The organism is Geobacillus sp. B4113_201601, assembly GCF_001587475.1.
GTDB lineage: Bacteria > Bacillota > Bacilli > Bacillales > Anoxybacillaceae > Geobacillus > Geobacillus icigianus.
The window spans coordinates 18,899-38,834 of the sequence record NZ_LQYX01000015.1 but is presented as its reverse complement, the minus strand read 5'-3'; the positions used below and the strand labels follow the sequence as shown (position 1 = coordinate 38,834).

The 19,936-nt window shown below is 54.3% G+C and carries 23 protein-coding genes; 6 read left to right on the top strand and 17 right to left on the bottom strand.

All coding sequences use genetic code 11. From position 1 onward, the window contains the following. Positions 1–266: 266 nt before the first annotated feature. On the bottom strand, positions 267–449 hold the full coding sequence (locus tag B4113_RS19325) for a hypothetical protein (RefSeq protein WP_131385665.1): 183 nt from the start codon (positions 447–449) through the stop codon (positions 267–269). A gap of 118 nt (positions 450–567) precedes the next feature. Here B4113_RS19325 and B4113_RS02405 point away from each other — a divergent pair, with 118 nt between their 5' ends. Further along, a complete protein-coding gene (locus B4113_RS02405) occupies positions 568–1,065 on the top strand; it encodes a phosphatidylglycerophosphatase A (RefSeq protein ID WP_033018750.1) in 498 nt (165 codons plus the stop codon). 100 nt (positions 1,066–1,165) lie between these two features. Here the strand turns inward: B4113_RS02405 and B4113_RS02400 are convergent, their stop codons facing one another. Next, the gene (locus B4113_RS02400; protein ID WP_033844784.1) at positions 1,166–1,936 is read right to left on the bottom strand and encodes a TIGR01457 family HAD-type hydrolase; all 771 of its coding nucleotides are present in this window, start codon (positions 1,934–1,936) and stop codon (positions 1,166–1,168) included. 207 nt (positions 1,937–2,143) lie between these two features. Next, a complete protein-coding gene (locus tag B4113_RS02395) occupies positions 2,144–2,581 on the bottom strand; it encodes a DUF86 domain-containing protein (protein WP_033018752.1) in 438 nt (145 codons plus the stop codon). Between the two features lie 163 nt (positions 2,582–2,744). On the opposite strand from B4113_RS02395, the gene B4113_RS02390 reads away from it, so the two are divergent. Together B4113_RS02390 and B4113_RS02385 are read left to right on the top strand one after the other, a co-directional pair. Beyond that, entirely contained in the window at positions 2,745–3,014 is a 270-nt protein-coding gene (locus B4113_RS02390) for a DUF3055 domain-containing protein (RefSeq protein WP_033018753.1), read from the top strand. Between the two features lie 57 nt (positions 3,015–3,071). After that, a complete protein-coding gene (locus B4113_RS02385; protein ID WP_033018754.1) occupies positions 3,072–3,356 on the top strand; it encodes a hypothetical protein in 285 nt (94 codons plus the stop codon). Positions 3,357–3,424: 68 nt separating this feature from the next. On the opposite strand, the gene B4113_RS02380 is transcribed toward B4113_RS02385, so the two are convergent. Further along, a complete protein-coding gene (locus tag B4113_RS02380) occupies positions 3,425–3,700 on the bottom strand; it encodes a YutD family protein (RefSeq protein ID WP_033018755.1) in 276 nt (91 codons plus the stop codon). A 113-nt stretch (positions 3,701–3,813) separates the two neighbouring features. On the opposite strand from B4113_RS02380, the gene B4113_RS02375 reads away from it, so the two are divergent. Continuing rightward, the gene (locus tag B4113_RS02375) at positions 3,814–4,500 is read left to right on the top strand and encodes a YhcN/YlaJ family sporulation lipoprotein (RefSeq protein WP_033018756.1); all 687 of its coding nucleotides are present in this window, start codon (positions 3,814–3,816) and stop codon (positions 4,498–4,500) included. Positions 4,501–4,622: 122 nt separating this feature from the next. Here B4113_RS02375 and lipA read toward each other — a convergent pair whose 3' ends face one another. After that, positions 4,623–5,519: a lipoyl synthase gene (gene lipA / locus B4113_RS02370; protein ID WP_033018758.1), complete on the bottom strand. Its 897-nt coding sequence runs from the start codon at positions 5,517–5,519 to the stop codon at positions 4,623–4,625. 220 nt (positions 5,520–5,739) lie between these two features. On the opposite strand from lipA, the gene B4113_RS02365 reads away from it, so the two are divergent. Next, entirely contained in the window at positions 5,740–6,735 is a 996-nt protein-coding gene (locus tag B4113_RS02365) for a M23 family metallopeptidase (protein ID WP_033843146.1), read from the top strand. Between the two features lie 123 nt (positions 6,736–6,858). On the opposite strand, the gene B4113_RS02360 is transcribed toward B4113_RS02365, so the two are convergent. From B4113_RS02360 to B4113_RS02315, 10 genes are all read right to left on the bottom strand, one after another. Then, positions 6,859–7,566: an ABC transporter ATP-binding protein gene (locus tag B4113_RS02360; protein ID WP_033018759.1), complete on the bottom strand. Its 708-nt coding sequence runs from the start codon at positions 7,564–7,566 to the stop codon at positions 6,859–6,861. Between the two features lies 1 nt (position 7,567). Then, positions 7,568–8,347 carry an ABC transporter ATP-binding protein gene (locus tag B4113_RS02355; protein ID WP_033018760.1) on the bottom strand — a complete coding sequence of 260 codons (780 nt, stop codon included), beginning with the start codon at positions 8,345–8,347 and terminating at the stop codon, positions 7,568–7,570. Continuing rightward, the gene (locus B4113_RS02350; protein ID WP_033018761.1) at positions 8,322–9,293 is read right to left on the bottom strand and encodes a branched-chain amino acid ABC transporter permease; all 972 of its coding nucleotides are present in this window, start codon (positions 9,291–9,293) and stop codon (positions 8,322–8,324) included. The genes B4113_RS02355 and B4113_RS02350 overlap by 26 nt, the downstream gene beginning before the upstream one ends. Positions 9,294–9,308: 15 nt before the next feature. Then, positions 9,309–10,187 (bottom strand): branched-chain amino acid ABC transporter permease, encoded by an 879-nt coding sequence (locus B4113_RS02345; protein WP_033018762.1) that lies wholly within the window; start codon positions 10,185–10,187, stop codon positions 9,309–9,311. An 89-nt stretch (positions 10,188–10,276) separates the two neighbouring features. After that, the gene (locus tag B4113_RS02340) at positions 10,277–11,458 is read right to left on the bottom strand and encodes an ABC transporter substrate-binding protein (protein WP_061912152.1); all 1,182 of its coding nucleotides are present in this window, start codon (positions 11,456–11,458) and stop codon (positions 10,277–10,279) included. A gap of 506 nt (positions 11,459–11,964) precedes the next feature. Continuing rightward, positions 11,965–12,711, bottom strand: a complete 747-nt coding sequence (yunB, locus tag B4113_RS02335) for a sporulation protein YunB (protein WP_033018592.1) — start codon at positions 12,709–12,711, stop codon at positions 11,965–11,967. 52 nt (positions 12,712–12,763) lie between these two features. After that, positions 12,764–13,066 (bottom strand): YunC family protein, encoded by a 303-nt coding sequence (locus B4113_RS02330; RefSeq protein ID WP_033018585.1) that lies wholly within the window; start codon positions 13,064–13,066, stop codon positions 12,764–12,766. Between the two features lie 61 nt (positions 13,067–13,127). Next, a complete protein-coding gene (locus B4113_RS02325) occupies positions 13,128–14,510 on the bottom strand; it encodes a bifunctional UDP-sugar hydrolase/5'-nucleotidase (protein ID WP_033018584.1) in 1,383 nt (460 codons plus the stop codon). A 16-nt stretch (positions 14,511–14,526) separates the two neighbouring features. Further along, entirely contained in the window at positions 14,527–15,414 is an 888-nt protein-coding gene (locus tag B4113_RS02320) for a sulfite exporter TauE/SafE family protein (protein ID WP_033018583.1), read from the bottom strand. A 20-nt stretch (positions 15,415–15,434) separates the two neighbouring features. Further along, positions 15,435–16,283 (bottom strand): DUF72 domain-containing protein, encoded by an 849-nt coding sequence (locus B4113_RS02315; protein WP_033018588.1) that lies wholly within the window; start codon positions 16,281–16,283, stop codon positions 15,435–15,437. A gap of 252 nt (positions 16,284–16,535) precedes the next feature. On the opposite strand from B4113_RS02315, the gene B4113_RS02310 reads away from it, so the two are divergent. Next, entirely contained in the window at positions 16,536–17,147 is a 612-nt protein-coding gene (locus tag B4113_RS02310; RefSeq protein WP_200878267.1) for a LysE family translocator, read from the top strand. A 97-nt stretch (positions 17,148–17,244) separates the two neighbouring features. Here B4113_RS02310 and B4113_RS02305 read toward each other — a convergent pair whose 3' ends face one another. Together B4113_RS02305 and sufB are read right to left on the bottom strand one after the other, a co-directional pair. Continuing rightward, positions 17,245–18,144, bottom strand: a complete 900-nt coding sequence (locus B4113_RS02305; RefSeq protein WP_108209737.1) for a hypothetical protein — start codon at positions 18,142–18,144, stop codon at positions 17,245–17,247. A 394-nt stretch (positions 18,145–18,538) separates the two neighbouring features. Beyond that, the gene (sufB, locus tag B4113_RS02300) at positions 18,539–19,936 is read right to left on the bottom strand and encodes a Fe-S cluster assembly protein SufB (RefSeq protein ID WP_033018579.1); all 1,398 of its coding nucleotides are present in this window, start codon (positions 19,934–19,936) and stop codon (positions 18,539–18,541) included.

Sequence of the window (19,936 nt, the reverse complement as noted above, 5' to 3'; positions counted from 1 at the left end):
TGACACCCCTGCATCATACCAAGAGGGCTTTTTTTGATCAAGTCCCCGGAAAAGCTCCTAACGGGAATGCTCCTTATTCGCGTCCATATTGACTCGAAAACCGCTTGCCCCCTCTTCATCCCCCAACCGTTTCCGCATTGGGGAAAAAGCGCTTGCCCTTCCTTATCTCTCCGTCCGCTTCCTTGTTGGCCGAAACTTGCTTTCTCCTCCCCATCTCCACGCTCGTTTCCGCATTGGGGAAAAAGCGCTTGACCTTGGATCCCGTTCTAGCGACGCTGCTCGGCCGAGCAGCCCCCATTTCTTCTCCAACCGGCCGCCGACAGTCGTCTCGTCCGGCGGAAAGCGAAAAGCCTCACCGCTTTGTTTGGCCGCCGTTCAGCGCCGCGCAGCCAAACAGCCGAAGCGAGCTCGATTCTCTGCCCGTCAAGGCAGCCTTTTAGATCGGCCACCAAAGGGGCTATTGTTTATATATGCGGCCCGCTGAGCATTTTTCTTTATATGACGGACTGTTTTATGAGATGATACATATATATAAAACGACTTTTCAAAAGAAACAGGTGACATGTGATGAGCGAAGGCATGATGAATCAGTTGGAACAAACCGCTCGGCGTTGGCTCGAGGAGCGGGGCGTAACGGTGGAAAAAATCGCTGAACTCGTCTATTATTTGCAATCGAAATACCATCCGGATTTGACGATGGACGAGTGCATCGAAAACGTAAACCGCGTCATTTCAAAGCGCGAAGTGCAAAACGCCATTTTAACCGGCATTCAGCTCGACCGGCTCGCTGAGGCCGGACGGCTCGATGAACCGTTGCAATCGATCATCCACCGCGATGAAGGGCTGTATGGCGTCGATGAAATTTTGGCGCTATCGATCGTCAACGTCTACGGATCGATCGGCTTTACGAACTACGGATACATTGACAAACAAAAACCGGGCATCCTGCAATACTTAAACGATAAATCAACCGGCAAATGCAACACGTTTTTAGACGACATCGTCGGTGCCATTGCCGCGGCGGCGTCAAGCCGTTTGGCGCACCGGGCCGCCAACGCCGAATAATGGATCGCCACGCCCCGGCGCGCTCGGCTGATGGCCGGCTTTCCCGCGCATCCGATGATAAGCAAACGCCGCTTTGCCTTTTTTGGCAAAGCGGCGTTGTTTACAGGCGCTCCATCCACTCTACCAGCGAATCGGCCGTATACGTCGGCTGCCGCTCATAGCGGGCGAGCATCTCTTTCGTCGTCACGCCCGTATGGACTAAAAGCGTATCGATGCCGGCGTTCATGCCCGCTACTATGTCGGTTTCGTAATAGTCGCCGATCATGAGCACGTCCGCTTTCGGAACGCCGAGCACGTTGAGCGCCTGCTCCATAATGATTTTTTCTGGCTTGCCGATAAACGTCGGCTTCACTTGCGTTGAAACGGCGACGACCGATGTAATGGCTCCGTTTCCCGGCAATAGCCCGCGCTCGGTCGGCAAAGCGATGTCCCCGTTTGTGGAAATGAACGTCGCGCCGTTGCGGACCGCCAAGCAAGCGACGGCGAGCTTCTCGTATGTCAGTTGCCGGTCGATGCCGATGACAACGACATCCGCGTCCTCGCCGGCAAAACGAAACCCTTTGTCCGCCAAAGCCGTGCGGATCCCTTCTTCACCGATGACATAAACGGACGCGCCTGGCTTTTGTTCAAAAATGTAGTTGGCGGTTGCTTGGCTTGTCGTAAAGACGTGCTTCTCTTCCGCCGGCACGCCAAATGACCGCAGTTTTTCCGCCACCTGCGCCGGCGTGCGCGAAGAGTTGTTGGTGACGAACAAATACGGAATGCCGCGGCGGTGCAGTTCATTGACAAACTCGCGCGCTTCGGCGATACATTCCGTGCCGCGGTACATCGTTCCATCCAGATCAATCAAATAGCCGTTGTAACGTTTCATAACCTCTGTTCCTTTCTTTTCCATGATAGGCGGCCGCCGCGCCAGTCTGTTCGGATCGCCTTGAGCCGGCGAGAACGCCGCGCTTCCTCTCCCAATGCTCGCGCTGCCGCAAGCCCGCGGATCCACCGCTTCTGTCTTTCCCCATTCCGCCGCGCCGGCGTCCAACGCGAAGACAACCGGCGCACGCCGATGGATGTCGCCGTCCGATCAATTGCGAAACGCCGACACCGGGCCGAGCTCGCTTTCGAGATAATCGCGCACCGCTTTCGGGTACGCTTCCAACGCCGGCAAATGGGCATCCAAGCTGGCGCGCAGTTTGGCGTGATCAACAGCGGTGTAGTCGTGAACGAGCATTTTCCGGTGAGCGATGAACGCTTTCAGCTGTTCGGCGTCCGCCGGGGCAATCACCCGTTCATCAGTCAAAATGTCAATAATGTCATTGTAGCTGCCTGGGTCGCGCATAATAAAGCCGTCAATCATGGCATTGCCGACGTCCAAAACGGCTTCGATGAGGACATGAGCGATTCGCTCGAGCGCCAGCCGCTCTAACGGTTCTTCCCAATGCCGCTGCGCCTTGTAACGCTCGAGCATTTGCTCGATGCAGCGCAGCCGATCTTCCAGTTTTTTGCGGTCAACAAAATACATCGCTGTTCCCTCCTTCGTCTCGTTTGCCCTGCTGAAAAAAGACGGAATCCCCACCGTCCGGCCAGTGGCGGGACGGACATCGCCACTTCTTCCTCCGTCCGCTCCCGTTTTCGACGCTTGTTTGCTATGATGATAACGAAGGGAGCGAAAGGGGGAGCAAAAGATGAGCGAACGGTTTTATTTGTATGACGAAACGGTTGAAGCGGCGGTGCGCTTCGTCAGCTTTGCCGGCGAAAACCGACGGTTCGATTTGGCGCTTGTGGAAACGGACCGGTTTTACGGAAAATGGCTCGTGCTCGACTTGCAGAGCAACCGCTTCGCGATTCTCGGCAATGATGATTTGGCCGAGCCGGGCTATTTGGAACGCACATACGAGCTAAAGATCGAAGAGGCCGACGAGTTGCGCGCCTTTTTGCGTGAATGTCTTTCATAACCTTCCTCGGTTTGGGGCATCTTATGAACCAACCCGGCAGCAAGGAAGGTGAGGCGAATGGCGGAACGGGAAACATATGCCGATGTTTCCACCGTCGAGAAACAGCGCAATTTCTTAACGGCCGAGGAATTTCCCGAAGGGCCGTACGGATCGCCGTACCGCGCGGACGCGCCGGTCGAAAATAAAAGCACACCGTGGCGGGAAGGGCAGCGACCTTACAGCGCCTTCAACTATGAATTCAAATCGCTGCACCAAAACATTCCAAGGCGCGATCCGGCCGCGCACCCGCCGCACGACGACCCACGCGAAAGCGAACAGTTCCCGTACAACGAAGGGGAATGACGAAGCAGCCGCCCGCCCCGGAGCGGCTGCTTCGCTTGTCCGCCCGTCAGCGCCGCGACATGGCGGCTTCACCGCTTCACTTTACGGAGCACAAAATAAGCGCAGCCGAAGTTGCAATATTCATACAAATATTCCGACAACGTGCTGATTTTCGTATCATGCGTCGCTTTTTGATTGTGGTCGTCAAAAAATCCGCGCAGCCGCAGCTGATTGTATCCCCAGTCGCCGACAATGTAGTCATACTTCGCCAAAATATCAGCGTACCGGGCGCGAAAGGCTTCTTCGTTAAAGGCGTTTTTCACATTTTCCACCAGCTCGTAACAATGGTTGTTGATGCAAATCACGGGAGTTCACCTCGCCTTTCCACTTCCATCATAAACGATGCACGACACCCAATCAATGACGGTTATGAAACGCCGCGACGCGTGCCACCCTAAAAGCGAAGGGGGTGCTGACGATGAGACGACCATGGTGGGCCGCTCTGTTCGGAACGGCTCTTGTCTTGAGCGGCTGCGCACAAACCGCCCAAGACGACAATACCAAAGTCTATAAGCGAAGCGGGAATACCATCAACGTCACCGACCGCAACGAACTGTACAATGAAAACGGAGTGCCCAACGGCGATGACACGCCGATGAACAACTTCGGCTACGTCCGCCATCAAAAAAGCCCGATTGCTGGCGACGCCAACGGCTATAACGACATGCCGTCCTTCAACCGCGAAAAAGCGGCCGATTTGATCAGCAAACTGTGCACCCAGCTGCCGGGTGTCAAGGACGTCGCGACGCTCGTCACGGATGAGGAAGTGCTCGTCGTTTATGACGCCGACACGAACAACCGGCAGCAGACCGCTGACCAAGTCAAAAAGACGGCGCTGTCTGTCGTGCCTCGCTACTATCACGTCTACATCGCCGACAATCCGCAGCTGATGAAAGACATTGAACGCTTCGGGCGCCTAGACTCAAACACGCGCAACATCGATCAGATTCTTGACGCCACCATCCAGCGGATGTTGAAATATCCGCAAGGAGCGAAGCTAAGTGACGGCGAAAACGAAAACGGCGAAATGATCAACGAAATGAACGACCGACTCGATCGCGATTTCCGCGACGGAACGCCGCGGACGACAAAAATGGGGCAATAACCCTCACGCTTTTCGATCGCCTAACCGCTTGCCGCGGAAAGAAAACGGTCTGCCTTTTTCCAAAAGAGGCACGACCGTTTCTTTTCGCCTATTCGCCGCCCGCGGGCGCCAGCCGCTTGAACCTAGGCCTTCAGCTGCCGAGCTTTCGCCGCTTCGTTCACCTGCTCATCGGCATGATACGAGGAGCGGACGAGTGGACCCGCCTCGCAATGACTGAACCCTTTGCTTAATGCGATCTCTTTCAGCTCCCGAAACTCATCGGGATGGTAGTACTTCACCACTTTCAAATGTTTTTTCGTCGGCTGCAAATACTGACCGATCGTCAAAATGTCGACATGGTTGGCGCGCAGATCGTCCATGGCCTCGATGATCTCCTCTTTCGTTTCCCCAAGGCCGACCATGATGCTCGATTTCGTCGGGATGTCAGGCTGCAGCTCTTTCGCCCGCCGCAAAAACTCAAGCGACCGTTCGTACGTCGCCCGCGCGCGCACTCTTGGCGTCAAGCGGCGCACCGTTTCAATGTTATGATTCAAAATGTCCGGTCGGGCATCCATCAGCGTCTTCAAGTTTTCGTACACCCCGCCCATGTCGGACGGCAGCACTTCAATCGTCGTAAACGGGTTTTTTCGCCGGATGGCGCGCACCGTTTCGGCAAACACGGCCGCACCTCCGTCTTTCAAATCATCGCGCGCCACCGCGGTGACGACGACGTGTTTTAAGTTCATGATGCGCACCGATTCGGCGACGCGTTCCGGTTCCTGCCAGTCGAGTTCGGTCGGCAAGCCGGTTTTGACGGCGCAAAAGCGGCAGGCGCGCGTGCAGACGCTGCCTAAAATCATAAACGTGGCCGTCCGCCGCACAGCCCAGCATTCGTGAATGTTCGGGCACTTCGCTTCCTCGCAGACAGTATGTAAACGGTGTTCCCGCATCAACTTCTTCAATCCGACGTAGTTCTCGTTCGTATTTAATTTGATTTTCAACCAATCCGGCTTGCGGATGTGTTCTTCTTTCGTCGCCATCGTTCTCACTCCAGTTAGATCGTTATTCATTTCTCATTATAATGAAAAGCTCGCGAAAAGACAAAAAAATCGCCGTCCGACTGCCTTCCTCCTTTTTACACCGCTTGCTTCTTGGCGCCAAAGGGCGAGTGCGCTTAGTCCTACAAATTTTGGCATTGATGAATTCCTTCTTTCTCCCCAAACTAAAGGATAGGAGACGAGCGGAAAAGGGGGGATCCACGTGCACCGATGGCTACTGGCCCTATGGGTGGTGGCGATATTGTTCATCGCCGCCGGCGCCGCGGCCGCAGCTGAAAATAATGAAGAAGACGTTTATGAACGACGCATGGAGCTGTATAAAAAAGCGGAAGCCGTTTCACTCATTCCATGGTATTACTTTGCGGCCATTGACCAATACGAGCGAAACGTCCGCCAAGTGCGCCGCGATTTGCCCAAACCAACCGGCGTCCTTGGTATTTACATCAGGCCGGATATATGGGCTGGGCCGCTGAACAAAAACTCGCATGATACGAATCCGTTCACCATCTCCCAGTTTGGCGGCCTCGGGATAGATGGGAACGGGGATGGGAACGCGCGCGCTGACGACGATGAAGATGTCATCATGGCGATGGCCCGCTATTTGCAGACGTACGGCATTGATCACCGCCAGATCAAAATCGCGCTTTGGAACTATTACCAGCGCGCCAAGACGGTCGACCTGATTTTAGGAAAAGTAAAAATTTATAAAAAGTATCAGACATTACAATTGGACAACCATGTGTTTCCTCTTCCGCTGCGGGCGAATTACAGCTACCGCGACACATGGGGTGACGCGCGCGGCTGGGGTGGGCGCCGCATCCATGAGGGAACAGACATTTTCGCTGGCTACGGGGTTCCGGTCCGCTCGACGTGCTACGGCATCGTCGAATTGAAAGGCTGGAACAACTACGGCGGCTGGCGCGTCGGCATCCGCGACATCAACAACACGTACCATTATTTCGCCCACTTAAACGGGTTTACCGCCCAGTTACGCGAGGGGCAAATCGTCGAGCCGGGAACGATCATCGGCTCGGTCGGCAGCTCCGGTTACGGCCCGCCCGGCACGGCCGGAAAATTCCCGCCCCATCTTCATTACGGGATGTACAAAGACAACGGCTACACCGAGTGGGCGTTCGACCCCTATCCACATTTGAAAGCGTGGGAACGGGCCGAGCGGCAGCAACAAAAACGGCGCTGATCGCCCGTTCGGCCGATGGGCCGAACCGTGGCGCAGCGCCGTTCACCTCGTTCCGTGAGCGCGTTGCTTTTTCACTTCACCGCCATGCAATGGCTCTTTCGCTTCGCCGCCTCACCCATGGCGTCAATGCCCGCCCAAATACGCCTGCTTCACTTGCTCGCTCGCCTGCAACTCAGCCGCCGTTCCCGACAACACGACGCGGCCCGATTCGAGGACATAGGCGCGATCGGCGATCGAGAGCGCCATATGGGCGTTTTGCTCGACAAGCAAAATCGTCGTTCCCGACGCATTGATTTCCTGGATGATGCGAAAAATCGTCTTGACAAGCAGCGGCGCGAGCCCCATCGACGGTTCGTCAAGCAAAAGCAGCTTCGGACGAGCCATGAGCGCGCGGCCGATGGCAAGCATTTGCTGCTCGCCGCCCGAGAGCGTGCCGGCCAATTGCTTGCGCCGCTCCTCAAGGCGCGGAAACAGCTGAAAAACGTTGGCAAAATCTTGTTGAATGCCGACTTTGTCTTTGCGCAAAAACGCACCGAGCTCCAAATTTTCCTCGACCGTCATGTTGGCAAACACGCGGCGCCCTTCCGGCACGTGGGAAATGCCTTGCTTCACGATCGTCTGCGCCGCCTTGCCGGCGATCGAGGCCCCTTCGTAGACGATGTCGCCGTTTTTCGGCTTCAACAGCCCGGAGATGGTTTTCAGCAGCGTCGTTTTTCCCGCGCCGTTTGCGCCGATCAGCGTGACGATTTCACCTTTATTCACCTCAAGCGACACGCCTTTTAAAGCATGAATGTTGCCGTAAAACACATCGATGCCATTCACGTTCAGCATGTCACGACACCTCCTCGCCAAGGTAAGCCTCGATCACTTTCGGGTTGCTGCGCACTTGTTCCGGCGTGCCTTCGGCGATCAGCTGGCCGTGATCCAACACGTAAATGCGTTCGCATATGCCCATCACAAGCGACATGTCATGCTCAATCAACAAAATCGTCAACGCAAACCATTCGCGAATGAACGCGATCAGCTTCATCAATTCTTTCGTCTCTTGCGGGTTCATGCCGGCGGCCGGCTCGTCAAGCAAAAGCACCTTCGGCTGCGCCGCCAACGCCCGGGCGATCTCGAGCCGCCGCTGCTGCCCGTACGGCAAGTTTTTTGCCTTCTCATGCTTGACGCTATCAAGCTGGAAAATGTTCAAGAACTCGATCGCCTTCTCTTCCATTTCCTGTTCGCCGCGAAAATGGGAGGGGAGACGGAAAATGGAGCTCAGCATCGAATGGCGGGCGTGCGCATGGTAAGCGACTTTCACGTTGTCCAAAACCGACAGCTCGCCAAACAGGCGAATGTTTTGAAACGTGCGGCTGATCCCTTTGCGCGTAATTTTGTACGGCGGCAAGCCGTTCAACGTCTCGCCGCCCAGCATAATCCGCCCTTCCGTCGGCACATACACGCCCGTCAGCAAGTTAAACAGCGTCGTTTTTCCCGCGCCGTTCGGGCCGATGAGCCCGATGAGCTCCCCTTGATGCAGCTCCATCGTCGCGCCGGAGAGCGCCTTCAGCCCGCCAAACTGGATGCCGACGTTTTCCGCTTTAAGCAACGGTGTTTTTGCCGCCATGGTTCACTCCCCCTTCCGTCTTCCGCCATTTCCAAAGCGAAGACAGCTCTTTCGTCCCCATCAGCCCGGTTGGGCGGTACAGCATAACGAAAATCAGCACGAGGCTGTAAATGATCATCCGCGTTTCCGGATAGTTTTGCAAGAACGTCGAAACGATCGTCAGCAACACGGCGGCGATGACCGAGCCGGACAAACTGCCGAGGCCGCCTAAAACGACGAAAATCAAAATGTCAAACGACTTTAAAAAACCGAAATTCGACGGCTGGATGATGTAAAAATGGTGCGCGTACAGCGCTCCGGCGATGCCGGCGAAAAACGCGCCGATCACAAACGCTGCCACTTTGTAATACGTCGTGTTGATCCCCATGGCATCGGCGGCGATTTCATCCTCGCGAATCGAGATGCACGCCCGTCCGTGCGTCGAGTTTGTGAAGTTGGCAATCACCAAAAGCGTCACCAACAGGCAGGCGAACACCCACGGCCATGTCGTCATGTGCGTCACCGTCATGCCGCTCGCCCCGCCAACGTAATCGATGTTAAGCAAAGCAATGCGGACAATTTCGCCAAACCCGAGCGTGGCGATCGCCAAGTAGTCCCCTTTTAAGCGCAAGCTCGGCACGCCGATGATCAGGCCAGCGAGCATCGCCGCCACCCCGGCGGTCAAGACGCCGACCGCAAACGGCAGCTGCAGCTTCATCGTCATAATCGCGGAGGCATAGGCGCCGACGGCGAAAAAGCCGGCATGTCCGATCGAAAACTGCCCGGTGATGCCGATGATCAAGTGAAGGCTCGCGGCCAACATGACATTGATCGCCATGAAAAAGAGGGTATTGACATAAAAGATATTTAACATTCCGCTGGCAATCAGCCACTCAACAACCGCGAAAAAGGCGAAGGCCAGTATGACGGAACCCCAAAATCCACGCGTCCGCTTCCAAGTTGCCATTGTCCCTACCATCCTTTACACTTTTTCTCGTACGTTCTTGCCAAACAATCCGGCCGGCCGGAAAATCAGGATGAGAATCAAAATGACAAACGCCACCCCGTCGCGCCAGAGTGAATAACCAAGCCCGCTCACGAGCGATTCAATGACGCCAAGCAACAGCCCGCCGACCATCGCCCCCGGAATGATGCCGATTCCGCCCAACACAGCGGCGACAAACGCTTTCAAACCGGGAAGAATGCCCATCAACGGCTCGATTTTTGTATAATAAATGCCAAAAATGACGCCGGCCGCCCCCGCGAGCGCCGAGCCGATGGCGAACGTGGCCGAAATCGTGTTGTCAACGTTGATTCCCATCAACCGAGCCGCTTCCGCATCATGGGACACAGCGCGCATCGCTTTCCCGATTTTTGTCCGGTGGACGATAAATTGAAGAAGGATCATCAAAACGAGGGACGTGCCGAGGATGAACAGCGACTGGCTGCTGATAACCACCCCAAACAGCTTCAAATTCCGATCCGGGAGCAGCGTGCTCGGATACGCTTCCGGCTGCGCCCCGCGCAAATAAATCGTCACGTACTCGATGAAAAGCGAAACGCCGATCGCCGTAATCAAGACGGCAATGCGCGTCGCATTCCGCAGCGGCTTGTACGCGATCCGCTCAATCACCATCCCCAGCACCGCGCAGGCTGCCATCGCCAATAGCAGCGCCGGAAAGAAGCCAATGCCAAGCATCGTCACCGCATAAAACCCGACGAATGAACCAACCATAAAGACGTCGCCATGGGCGAAATTAATGAGCCGGACGATGCCGTACACCATCGTATAGCCGAGGGCGATGAGCGCATAAATGCTGCCGAGCGAAACGCCGTTCACGAGCTGTTGAATGAGTTCCATGTCTGCACGCTCCTTAACGAAAACTCGTCATTCATCAAAAGAAGCGCCGGACAGGGGAGCTGTTCCTCCCCCGTCCATGCCGCCTCTCCTTACGGATTGACCTTGGTTTTAAATTGCTGCTGCCCGTCTTTGTATTCCAAAATAACAGCCGATTTAATGGGATCGTGTTTTTCATTAATAGTGAATATACCGGTTACTAATTGTAAATCTTTCGTTTTCGCCAGCGCGTCTTTGATTTTCACCGGATCGGCGCTGCCGGCCCGTTTGATGGCATCCGCCAAGAAGTATGCCGTGTCATAGCCGAGCGCATTGAACGCATCCGGCGCTTTGTTGTATTTCGCTTTAAAGGCTTTCACGAACTCTTGAATTTTCGGATCCGGGTCGCCAGACGAATAATGGTTTGTGATGTACGTATTGTTCAGCGCATCCTTGCCGGCAATCTCCACCAGCTTCGGCGAATCCCAGCCGTCGCCGCCCATGATCGGCACGTTTAGGCCGAGTTCGCGCGCCTGCTTGACGATGAGGCCGACTTCTTCATAATAGCCGGGCAGGAAAATGAATTCCGGATTCGCCGATTTAATGCGCGTCAGCGTAGCGCGGAAGTCGGTATCTTTCGCCACATACGCTTCTTCAGCAACAATTTTGCCGCCGCCGGCTGTAAACGTTTCTTTAAATGACGCAGCCAGCCCTTTCGAGTAATCGCTCGCGCTGTCGATCAAAATCGCCGCACTTTTCACTTTCAAGTCATCCAATGCGAATTTTGCCGCCACCGTTCCTTGGAACGGGTCGATAAAGCATGTCCGGAAAATGAAATCATTCACTTTTCCGTCTTTGGTAGTAATCGTCGGGTTCGTACCGGACGGCGTAATCATCGGCACTTTATTGTCATTGGCGATTTGCACTTGAGCGAGCGTGTTCGTGCTCGTCGCTGAACCGATGATCGCCACGACTTTGTCTTGGCTGATCAGCTTGATGGCGCCGTTCGTCGCTTCGGCCGCTTCCGATTTGTTGTCGACTTTGACGAGCTTTAACTTTTTGCCGTCAATTCCTTTTTTATTGATTTCATCAAACGCCAGTTCCAGCCCTTCGGCGATCGACTGACCGTACGAAGCGACACCGCCGGACAGCTCAAGGTTGGCGCCGACTTTAATGACATCGCCGCCTCCGCCGCCAGCCGACCCGCCGCTTTGTTGATTGTTGCCGCAGCCAGCCATAAGGCCCGCCGTCAGCATCAAGGAAGCTACAATCCCTGCTGTTCTTTTTTTCTTCACTTTCATTCCCCCCATTGTTCAAAATGTTCGGTCATGAGAGCGCCCCTCGCTTTCCTTTGCCGCGCCCTCCAACGGCTGCTTGATGTCCGCCATCTCTCCTTCTATTCCCTCCCCCTTTCCTAATTCTTATGTAAATAATAAAACTATTTTCAATTTAATATAATATTACAAAATTTATAACCACTCGTCTAGTTCTTTTCTGTCGAAAAAAGAAAAAAGCGGTTTCCTCTAAGTCGAGTTGGAAAACCCCTGCGGCCACCGCTCGCCGCAACATTTTACTTGTATAATATTTCCATGTTTCCATCAAAAACATTCTCGTTTCTGGCCGACGTTTCTAGGGGGGCGGTGATTGAAGGAGAAATACTGCTCTCCGACAGTGTTTCCCAAACCAAAAAAACGTTGCAACATCATCATTCCATTCCTTGTGACTTCTCCCCAATCGAGCGAATTTGTTATTTTTCACCAGCCTCCTAGGCGCTCATCCGCCGCCAGCAAACAGGGAACGGCTACCGCGGCGGCAGTTCAAAGGAAGGGCCGACGGAACCCCCGCCTTTGTTGTAAAACTGCGGCACTTCTCCGGGGATAAAGCGCATGACGATCGGCATATCGGTCGTGACGGTGGAGATTTTCGACGCAAACGGAATAATGACTTGAATATCGACCGCAATATGGATATCAATTTCAATAAAAAAACTGTTAATGTCATAGGCGTGGATTTGTTTTGTCACTTCTGAATTGACATTGCCGACGATTTGAAACTGCACGGGGATGCGCGGACCCAAATTCGCGAGCAGCGCATTGTTGGTCACTTGTCCAAGCGGAATCGAATAAATGATACCGCGGCTGTCGCCGGCCCCCGACTCCACTTCGGGAAGAACGAGGCGCTCAATCCGTCCTTCGGTCGCCGCTTTCAAGCTTGCCATGACATGATCGTCCGTTTCGGATAAAATGCGGTTCATCACCGCCGTATCAAAGTCGACGGACACAATCTTGCCGTTTTCGTCCTGCCGAACCGTAACAAGCCGCTGAAACTCGGGATTGTCCTTTTGAAACTGTTGTTCAATCGCATTGTTAATCACCAAATTGGCAATTCGTTTCGTTTCGGTTTCCGCGATTTCCATCAGCACTGGCTTGATGCTTCGATTCACAATCCAAAGGCTGGCCGCCATCGAAAACATAAAAAAAACGAAGGTCAATAGCAGCACATAACGGAACGGGAGCGGGCCCCTCCGCCCAAACCGGGGGCGCAACAACATCAAATCCCTCCTTTACAAGCTATATGTATGCTTGTAAGGAGGGATTCTTTCACCGCATTTTCAACAGCGCCTCTTTTCCTTTCATTCCCGGTTCGATGCCGAGCTCGCGGGCGGCGATCGTCACCGACTCAAGCGGCGCCGCGAGCAGCTGCTCGATCGTGCGCACCCCGACCGCCCGTCCGGCGATAATGCCGCGGTCGCGCAATTTTTCGTTCAACAACGCGACATCGAGCGCGCCGCACATAATATATCCTTTGTCGCTCGCCACCGCCAACAAATTCGTTTTCGGCAGCTGCACGGACACCGCCATAAACGGATGTCCGTCAATGATGATCGGCTTGATTTCCACCATCGCCGCAGTCACTCTCCTTTCCATCCTTCAATGTATGAAGGACAGAACGAGAAGTGCCTGACTACTGAGCCAGTTTCCACGCGAGAACGTCGCGCAAAAACTCAGGCATGTAATACGTTTTCTCCGCCGCCCGCTGAATTTGCGGGTAAAAATGGCCGATGGCAAACATATCGGTCGTCGCCACCTCGTACGTCCGCTCCGGATCGAGCGGTTCGCCGTGAACCGCAACGCGGCGGATATGCCACCCCCCATCCTCTTCCCATTCCGTCTCGAGATCGACACCGTCATACACCATTTCCCCCATCACTTCACCGCGGAAACCGAACCCCTTAAACCGCAAATGCTTCATCCGTTCCGTATGGGCTTCCAGCATAATTTCTTTGAGCTCCGCCCCGCGCAGCTTCACTTTGCACGGATTGAGCGGATGGGGGCAAATGCGGTGCAAATCTTTTTTTGTCACCGGCCCTTTCGACAGCGACTCAAGCAGCACGCCGGAATTGACCATGCCGATGTCTGCTTGGCACCATTCCCGCAAGGCGGAAGCCAGCACATGGGCGAGCGGCGACGGAGCGAACCAGTTGATCGGCAAATCTTCCTCCAGCTCGGCGACCCGTTCCGCCTCAAGCTGCGCCAAGCTTTCTCGCTCAAGGCGGCGAAGGCGGCGCTCCATCTCTTCGGAGCGCGGCAAGGTCGCGACATCGACGAGGGCGGCCGACGTCCGCGCTAAGCGCCCGTCTTCCACCTCGAGCTTAACGACGCCGACGTATTGTCCATATTTTCCAGCCGCGCACAGAAGCGCGCCGTTGACTCGCTTTCCTTCCGGGAACAGATGATGGGTGTGAGCGCCTAAAACAACATCGATGCCCGGAATCTCAGCGGCCATTTGTTCATCATCGTGCACGCCGAGATGGGATAGGACAACGACGCAGTCCGCCCGCTGCTTCACTTCCGCCACCGCCGCCCTTAGCGTCTCAAACGGCGATGCAACGGTCCAGCCGAGCGATTCGTAAAACTGACGAAACGGAGCGGTCGCGCCAACAACCCCGATGCGAAACGTCTCTGTCGCCGAAATGACGGCATACGGCAGCGCCCACGGCGGCCGCGTGCCGTCACGGCGGAACAAGTTGGCCACCACCACCGGAAATCGCGCCCGCTCATACAACGTATCGAGATCGCGGTAATCGAGCGTGATCCCTTCATTGTTGCCGATCGTCACCGCGTCATAGCCAAGCTCGTTGAGCAGCTCAACGTTCGCTTTGCCCCGCGTCGCCTCGGTGATCGGATGAACGCGGTCGACAAAATCGCCGACATCAAACAAAAGCATCGCCTCGTTGCGCGCGCGATGCTCCTTTCTGCGCTCTGACAAAAAGCGGGCGATTTGCGGCCAATGTTCAAAATGGCTGTGCACGTCATTGGTATGGTAAAGATAGACGATTTGCTTCAAAACGCCCCCTCCTCCACTACGCTAGGCTTTCCAAGACAAGTCGAATCCCTAGGACAATCAGCACGAGGAGCAGCACGACCACCAACGTTCGGCTCGGCATCCGCTTGTTGATCCATGCCCCCGTTTTCGCGCCGATCCATACGCCGGGGATGAGGGCGAGGGCAAACGTCCATTTCACATTGCCCATCGTCACATGCGTCAGCGAACCGACGAGTGAGGACAAAAAAATCATCAACATCGATGTGGCGACCGCCACATGGGGCGGAAAGCGAAACAGCACGATCATCGCCGGCACCATCAACGAACCGCCGCCAATGCCAAACAGCCCGCCGAAAAAGCCAACGACAAAGGCGATGGCAATCGCCGCCCACGGCTGGTAGTCATAAACGGAAACCTCCCCGTTTCGGTCGGTGTACGCGCGGACGACTTTCCGCCGCCACCATGGCCCCGGCTGCGCCTGTTCCACCGCCGTTTGTTCGCCTTCGTTTTCTTTCGCCGCCGCCGTTTCTGCCGCCGAGCGTTTCGTTTTCTTTTGGCTCAGCGCCAAAAAAAGCGACATGGCAATCAAAAACAGACCAAAATACAGCGAAAAATGCGCCACGCTCAGCGTATTGTTCACCCAAGCACCGACGACCGCTCCCGGGACGCTGCCGAGACTAAACAGCAGCCCGCTTCGATAATCGACCATTTTGTCTTTCATGTACGACAACGTGGATGACAGCCCGTTGAAAATAATGACGACTAGCGATGTGCCGACCGCGACTTGCGGCGTCACCGCCGCCAGCCAGCCGAGCGCGCCGAAAAACAACAGCGCCGGCACGATGATCACCCCGCCGCCAAGGCCGGCCAAACTGCCGACCGTTCCAGCGATCAAGCCGAGCGAAACAAGCAACAAATACGCCATATAGCCTCACCCCCCTTGCTTTAAAACAAACCAAGCTGCCGCGGCGCAAGGCCGTTGTACTCCAAGCCGAGCAACTCGATCAATTGCTTGGCATTGTCGGCGGCATCGCCGCCGGAGTTGTTGTTAAACAGCACATAAATGTGGTCCGTTTTCGCTGCGAGCGCTCGAATGCGATCTGCCCATTCGCGCAGCTCGCGCTCATTGTAGCGATACAAATAACGGACGGCCCGCCAGTTCTCGCCGGCCGTCGCCTTGTTCCAGCCGTGCACGTTGCGGCCGTGCAGGCGAATCAGCGTCTTTTCGCGATGAGTCGGATGCAACACAATCGGCACCGACCCTTCCCCTGCCTGCGGCTCATCGCAAATCGCGTGAATCCAGCCTTCCTCTTCCATAAAGCGAAGCGTTTTGGCGCGAAAGCGCGGCGAAAACCAAGATTGATGGCGAAATTCAAGCGCCGCCGGCACTTCCCCCATCCGCGCCTTCACCGAGCGCAAGTACGCGACATGCTCGCGCCGGCAGTCAAACCACGGCGGAAACTGAAACAGCACCATCGCCAATTTTCCCGCTTCTTGAAACGGCGCGATCGATTCCAAAAACGCGGCAACCATCTCTTCCTTGCTTTCATATGGAATCGGGCCGCGCTCATGTCCGGTCATCCCTTGATAGGCCTTCACGATAAACTGAAACGACGGCGGCGTCTCGCGAATCCATTTTTCCACGTTCGCCCGCGGCTGAATGGCGTAAAAATACGAATCGACCTCCACCGTCGGAAAATGCGCCGCATATTCCGGCAATTTATCTTTCGCCGCCAAACCGGGCGGATAGAGGCTGTCATGATCGCCCCAGCCGGTCAGTCCGATGTAAATCATGGTCATCACCAATTCACTCCATTTCCCAACTATCTTCACTATATCACAAGTGCAACTGCCTTAAAATCAAAACGCCTGCTGTCCATGCGGCCGACAATGGCGAGGGAGGCGTTGGAATTTGTCCAGCCGTACCAAGAGAAAAACCATGATTGAAATGAATCCAAAACTGCTCTACAATGATATTCGCAAAAAAATTCTAACAATACCATAGTGGAAAGGCGGCGATCTCCATTGATCCATCTCTATTCATTCATGATGTTATCTATTTTTTTGATTGTGCTGCCGGGGCCCGATACCGCGATTGTTACAAAAAACACTATTTCGGTCGGGAAAATCGGCGGATTGAAAACCGCTTTTGGAGTTTGTTGCGCCCTTTTTATCCATACCGCTGCGGCGGCTTTAGGGCTTTCAGCCGTCATTATGCAATCTGCCCTGCTGTTTTCGATCCTGAAGTATGTGGGTGCTGTGTACTTAACGTATTTAGGTGTTAAGGCATTATATGGAGTCATGAAAAAAGGGGAAACCCTAGGTGCGGAAAGGGACATCAAAGGCGGAGGACAACACACTGCCTGCTTCAAGCAAGGGTTTCTGACCGATTTCTTAAATCCGAAAGTGGCGGCCTTTTTCTTCACCTTTTTGCCGCAATTCGTAGCACCGGGCTCGCACTCCTTTGTTCCGTTTCTCGTGATGGGGGCGGCTTATACAGCGATGACCGCTATATGGTTTTTGTTTTACATTTCCTTCGTCCATTGTATTAGCGATTTCATGAAGCGGCCGAAGACGAAGAAATGGATCGAAGGAATCACAGGCGCGGTGATGATCGGGTTTGGCATCAAATTGGCGCTTGAAAAAGTCCAGCGCTAAACAGGAAGACGGAGCGCGGCGGAACAAAAGCGACCTAGCATGAGAGAAGACAGGGGAGCGCCCAAAAGCGAACGCTCCCCCGTTCGATCCCGCTTCATCACGGTTGGATGAAGATGCGGATCACCGGCGACTTGAACATCACCGCATCAGCCTTCCCATTCCAGTTATAAACATCTTGGAAGGAAAACAAGTCGCTGTCGCCCCACGCCCGATGAGCATGAACATAAAATCCCTTCACATCAATATACGTTTGCGCGCGATCGGAAGGTACGGTTTCCGAATACACATATCCAAAGTGGCGGCTGCTTTCCTTGCGCAAGGAATTTTTCATCATATACCCTACAACAGAAGATTGGTACGGCTTCCTACTATGTTGTATGCTGACGTGAGAGCGATCCTGATATGTCTTGTAGGAGCTGTAAACGTGGTGATAATCGACAACCGCATTTTCCGTCGTCAAAATCCCGTAAAAATCCGTCCCCTTTTCTTTCGGATCGATCAGCCATTCATACGACAAGACGACGGCGTATCGATGCTCTTCTCGATTGAGTGAGGAAACAGAGAGGGTCAATTTCATGATGTTCTTTTGATGATCGGTGTAAATCGTTGATGTGGTGCATAACTTCTGTTTCTCGATATGGCATTGGATCATTTGATGATCCGCCTGTTTCTTAAAAATCTCCTTCACCGTTTGTTCATCGGGCTCATTCCATTGATTCGCCGCGCGTCTCGCACGAAAAAAATCGATCTCCTGTCCATCCATATGGCGAATCTCTTCTTTCGTCATCCCCAGCCAAAAGAAAGTCGCAACCTCCTTATTTTTGAGCTGTCGGTTGACTTTATTGAGGCTTTCCGGCTCTCTAATGAGGCTCTCGATCTCTTCTTGGTCAAACCCTTGCCTTTTTGCCTCCCAATGATGAGCTTGTAAACTCATCTCCTGATGATCACAGCCAGCTAGCATGGTACACAACAAAACATAACGGAGGATCCGTTTCACCGATACCCCACCCTTATCGTATCCATTCGCGGCAAATCAGACGCAGTACCATTTTTACCTGTCAAAGCAACGGCAACACGAAAAACGCGAATCCCTCCTCGAAGCCCGGTGAAAAACCGCTGTCACACACGAATCGGCAGCGTTTTCATTTCAGGAAAGAAAGCTGATTCTACAAGGTTTCTCTAATTGAGGAAAGAATGGAATCGGCAGTATTTTGCCCTAAATCACCCACCTTCTAGAAAGTGCCCCACGACGCGGCAAACAACGTATTCGGGGGCGCTAAGGGCGCCCCCGAAGATAAGCGGAAAGAGCAAGAAACCAGCCGCTCCGGTTTGTGTCAATCATTGTGGGTGCGAGGCCCGCAACGGCGCGCTAACCCCTTGATTTATCCAGCTTATCCGATGCTTCCTTCCATTTCAAACTTGATCAAGCGGTTCATCTCGACGGCGTATTCCATCGGCAGCTCGCGAGTGAACGGCTCGATGAAGCCCATGACGATCATTTCCGTCGCTTCCTGTTCGGAAATGCCGCGGCTCATCAAGTAGAACAGCTGCTCTTCCGACACTTTCGACACTTTCGCTTCGTGTTCAAGCGAGATGTTGTCGTTTAAAATTTCGTTGTACGGAATCGTATCCGATGTCGACTGGTTGTCAAGAATGAGCGTGTCGCATTCGATGTTCGAGCGCGAACCGGACGCTTTGCGGCCGAAATGAACCATGCCGCGGTACGTGACTTTTCCGCCTTGTTTCGAAATCGACTTCGAGACGATCGTCGAAGACGTATTCGGCGCCAAGTGGATCATTTTCGCCCCGGCGTCTTGGTGCTGTCCTTTGCCGGCGATGGCGATCGACAGCGTCAAGCCGCGCGCCCCTTCGCCTTTTAAGATGACGGCCGGGTATTTCATCGTCAGCTTTGAGCCGATGTTGCCGTCAATCCATTCCATCGTCGCGTTTTCTTCGCAGACGGCGCGCTTCGTCACCAAGTTGAAGACGTTGTTCGCCCAGTTTTGGATCGTCGTGTAGCGGCAGTACGCGCCTTTTTTGACGATGATTTCCACGACTGCGCTATGGAGCGAGTTCGTCGTGTAAATCGGCGCGGTGCAGCCTTCGACGTAATGGACGTGCGCCCCTTCATCGACGATGATGAGCGTCCGCTCAAACTGCCCCATGTTTTCCGAATTGATCCGGAAGTACGCTTGCAGCGGCGTTTCGACTTTGACACCTTTTGGAACGTAAATGAACGAACCGCCCGACCAAACCGCCGAGTTCAAGGCGGCAAACTTGTTATCGGTCGGCGGCACGACTTTGGCGAAATACTCACGGAACAAGTCTTCGTTTTCTTTCAGCGCCGAGTCGGTGTCTTTAAAGATGACGCCGAGTTTTTCCAAATCCTCTTTCATGTTATGGTAGACGACTTCCGATTCGTATTGGGCGGAAACGCCGGCCAAATATTTTTGCTCCGCCTCTGGAATGCCGAGTTTATCAAACGTCGCTTTAATTTCTTCCGGCACCTCATCCCACGAGCGGCCCGATTTTTCCGTCGGCTTGACGTAGTAGGTGATTTCGTCAAAATCCAAGCTCGACAGGTCGCCGCCCCATTGCGGCATCGGCTTGCTGTAGAAGATGTCGAGCGCTTTTAGGCGGAATTCGAGCATCCATTGCGGCTCGTTTTTCATCCGCGAAATTTCTTCGACGACTTCGCGCGTCAGGCCGCGCTGGGCGCGGAAGACGGAGACGTCCTTGTCAACGAAACCGTACTTGTATTCCCCGATTTCCGGTGCTTTTTTCGCCAT

What these genes read in the sequence shown, in the direction of transcription:
- B4113_RS02405 (WP_033018750.1), top strand. Translation starts at nt 568, where the DNA reads ATGAGCGAAGGCATGATGAATCAGTTGGAACAAACCGCTCGGCGTTGG.
- B4113_RS02400 (WP_033844784.1), bottom strand. Translation starts at nt 1,936, where the DNA reads ATGAAACGTTACAACGGCTATTTGATTGATCTGGATGGAACGATGTAC.
- B4113_RS02395 (WP_033018752.1), bottom strand. Translation starts at nt 2,581, where the DNA reads ATGTATTTTGTTGACCGCAAAAAACTGGAAGATCGGCTGCGCTGCATC.
- B4113_RS02390 (WP_033018753.1), top strand. Translation starts at nt 2,745, where the DNA reads ATGAGCGAACGGTTTTATTTGTATGACGAAACGGTTGAAGCGGCGGTG.
- B4113_RS02385 (WP_033018754.1), top strand. Translation starts at nt 3,072, where the DNA reads ATGGCGGAACGGGAAACATATGCCGATGTTTCCACCGTCGAGAAACAG.
- B4113_RS02375 (WP_033018756.1), top strand. Translation starts at nt 3,814, where the DNA reads ATGAGACGACCATGGTGGGCCGCTCTGTTCGGAACGGCTCTTGTCTTG.
- lipA (WP_033018758.1), bottom strand. Translation starts at nt 5,519, where the DNA reads ATGGCGACGAAAGAAGAACACATCCGCAAGCCGGATTGGTTGAAAATC.
- B4113_RS02360 (WP_033018759.1), bottom strand. Translation starts at nt 7,566, where the DNA reads ATGCTGAACGTGAATGGCATCGATGTGTTTTACGGCAACATTCATGCT.
- B4113_RS02355 (WP_033018760.1), bottom strand. Translation starts at nt 8,347, where the DNA reads ATGGCGGCAAAAACACCGTTGCTTAAAGCGGAAAACGTCGGCATCCAG.
- B4113_RS02350 (WP_033018761.1), bottom strand. Translation starts at nt 9,293, where the DNA reads ATGGCAACTTGGAAGCGGACGCGTGGATTTTGGGGTTCCGTCATACTG.
- B4113_RS02345 (WP_033018762.1), bottom strand. Translation starts at nt 10,187, where the DNA reads ATGGAACTCATTCAACAGCTCGTGAACGGCGTTTCGCTCGGCAGCATT.
- B4113_RS02330 (WP_033018585.1), bottom strand. Translation starts at nt 13,066, where the DNA reads ATGGTGGAAATCAAGCCGATCATCATTGACGGACATCCGTTTATGGCG.
- B4113_RS02320 (WP_033018583.1), bottom strand. Translation starts at nt 15,414, where the DNA reads ATGGCGTATTTGTTGCTTGTTTCGCTCGGCTTGATCGCTGGAACGGTC.
- B4113_RS02315 (WP_033018588.1), bottom strand. Translation starts at nt 16,283, where the DNA reads ATGATTTACATCGGACTGACCGGCTGGGGCGATCATGACAGCCTCTAT.
- B4113_RS02310 (WP_200878267.1), top strand. Translation starts at nt 16,536, where the DNA reads ATGATGTTATCTATTTTTTTGATTGTGCTGCCGGGGCCCGATACCGCG.
- sufB (WP_033018579.1), bottom strand. Translation starts at nt 19,936, where the DNA reads ATGGCGAAAAAAGCACCGGAAATCGGGGAATACAAGTACGGTTTCGTT.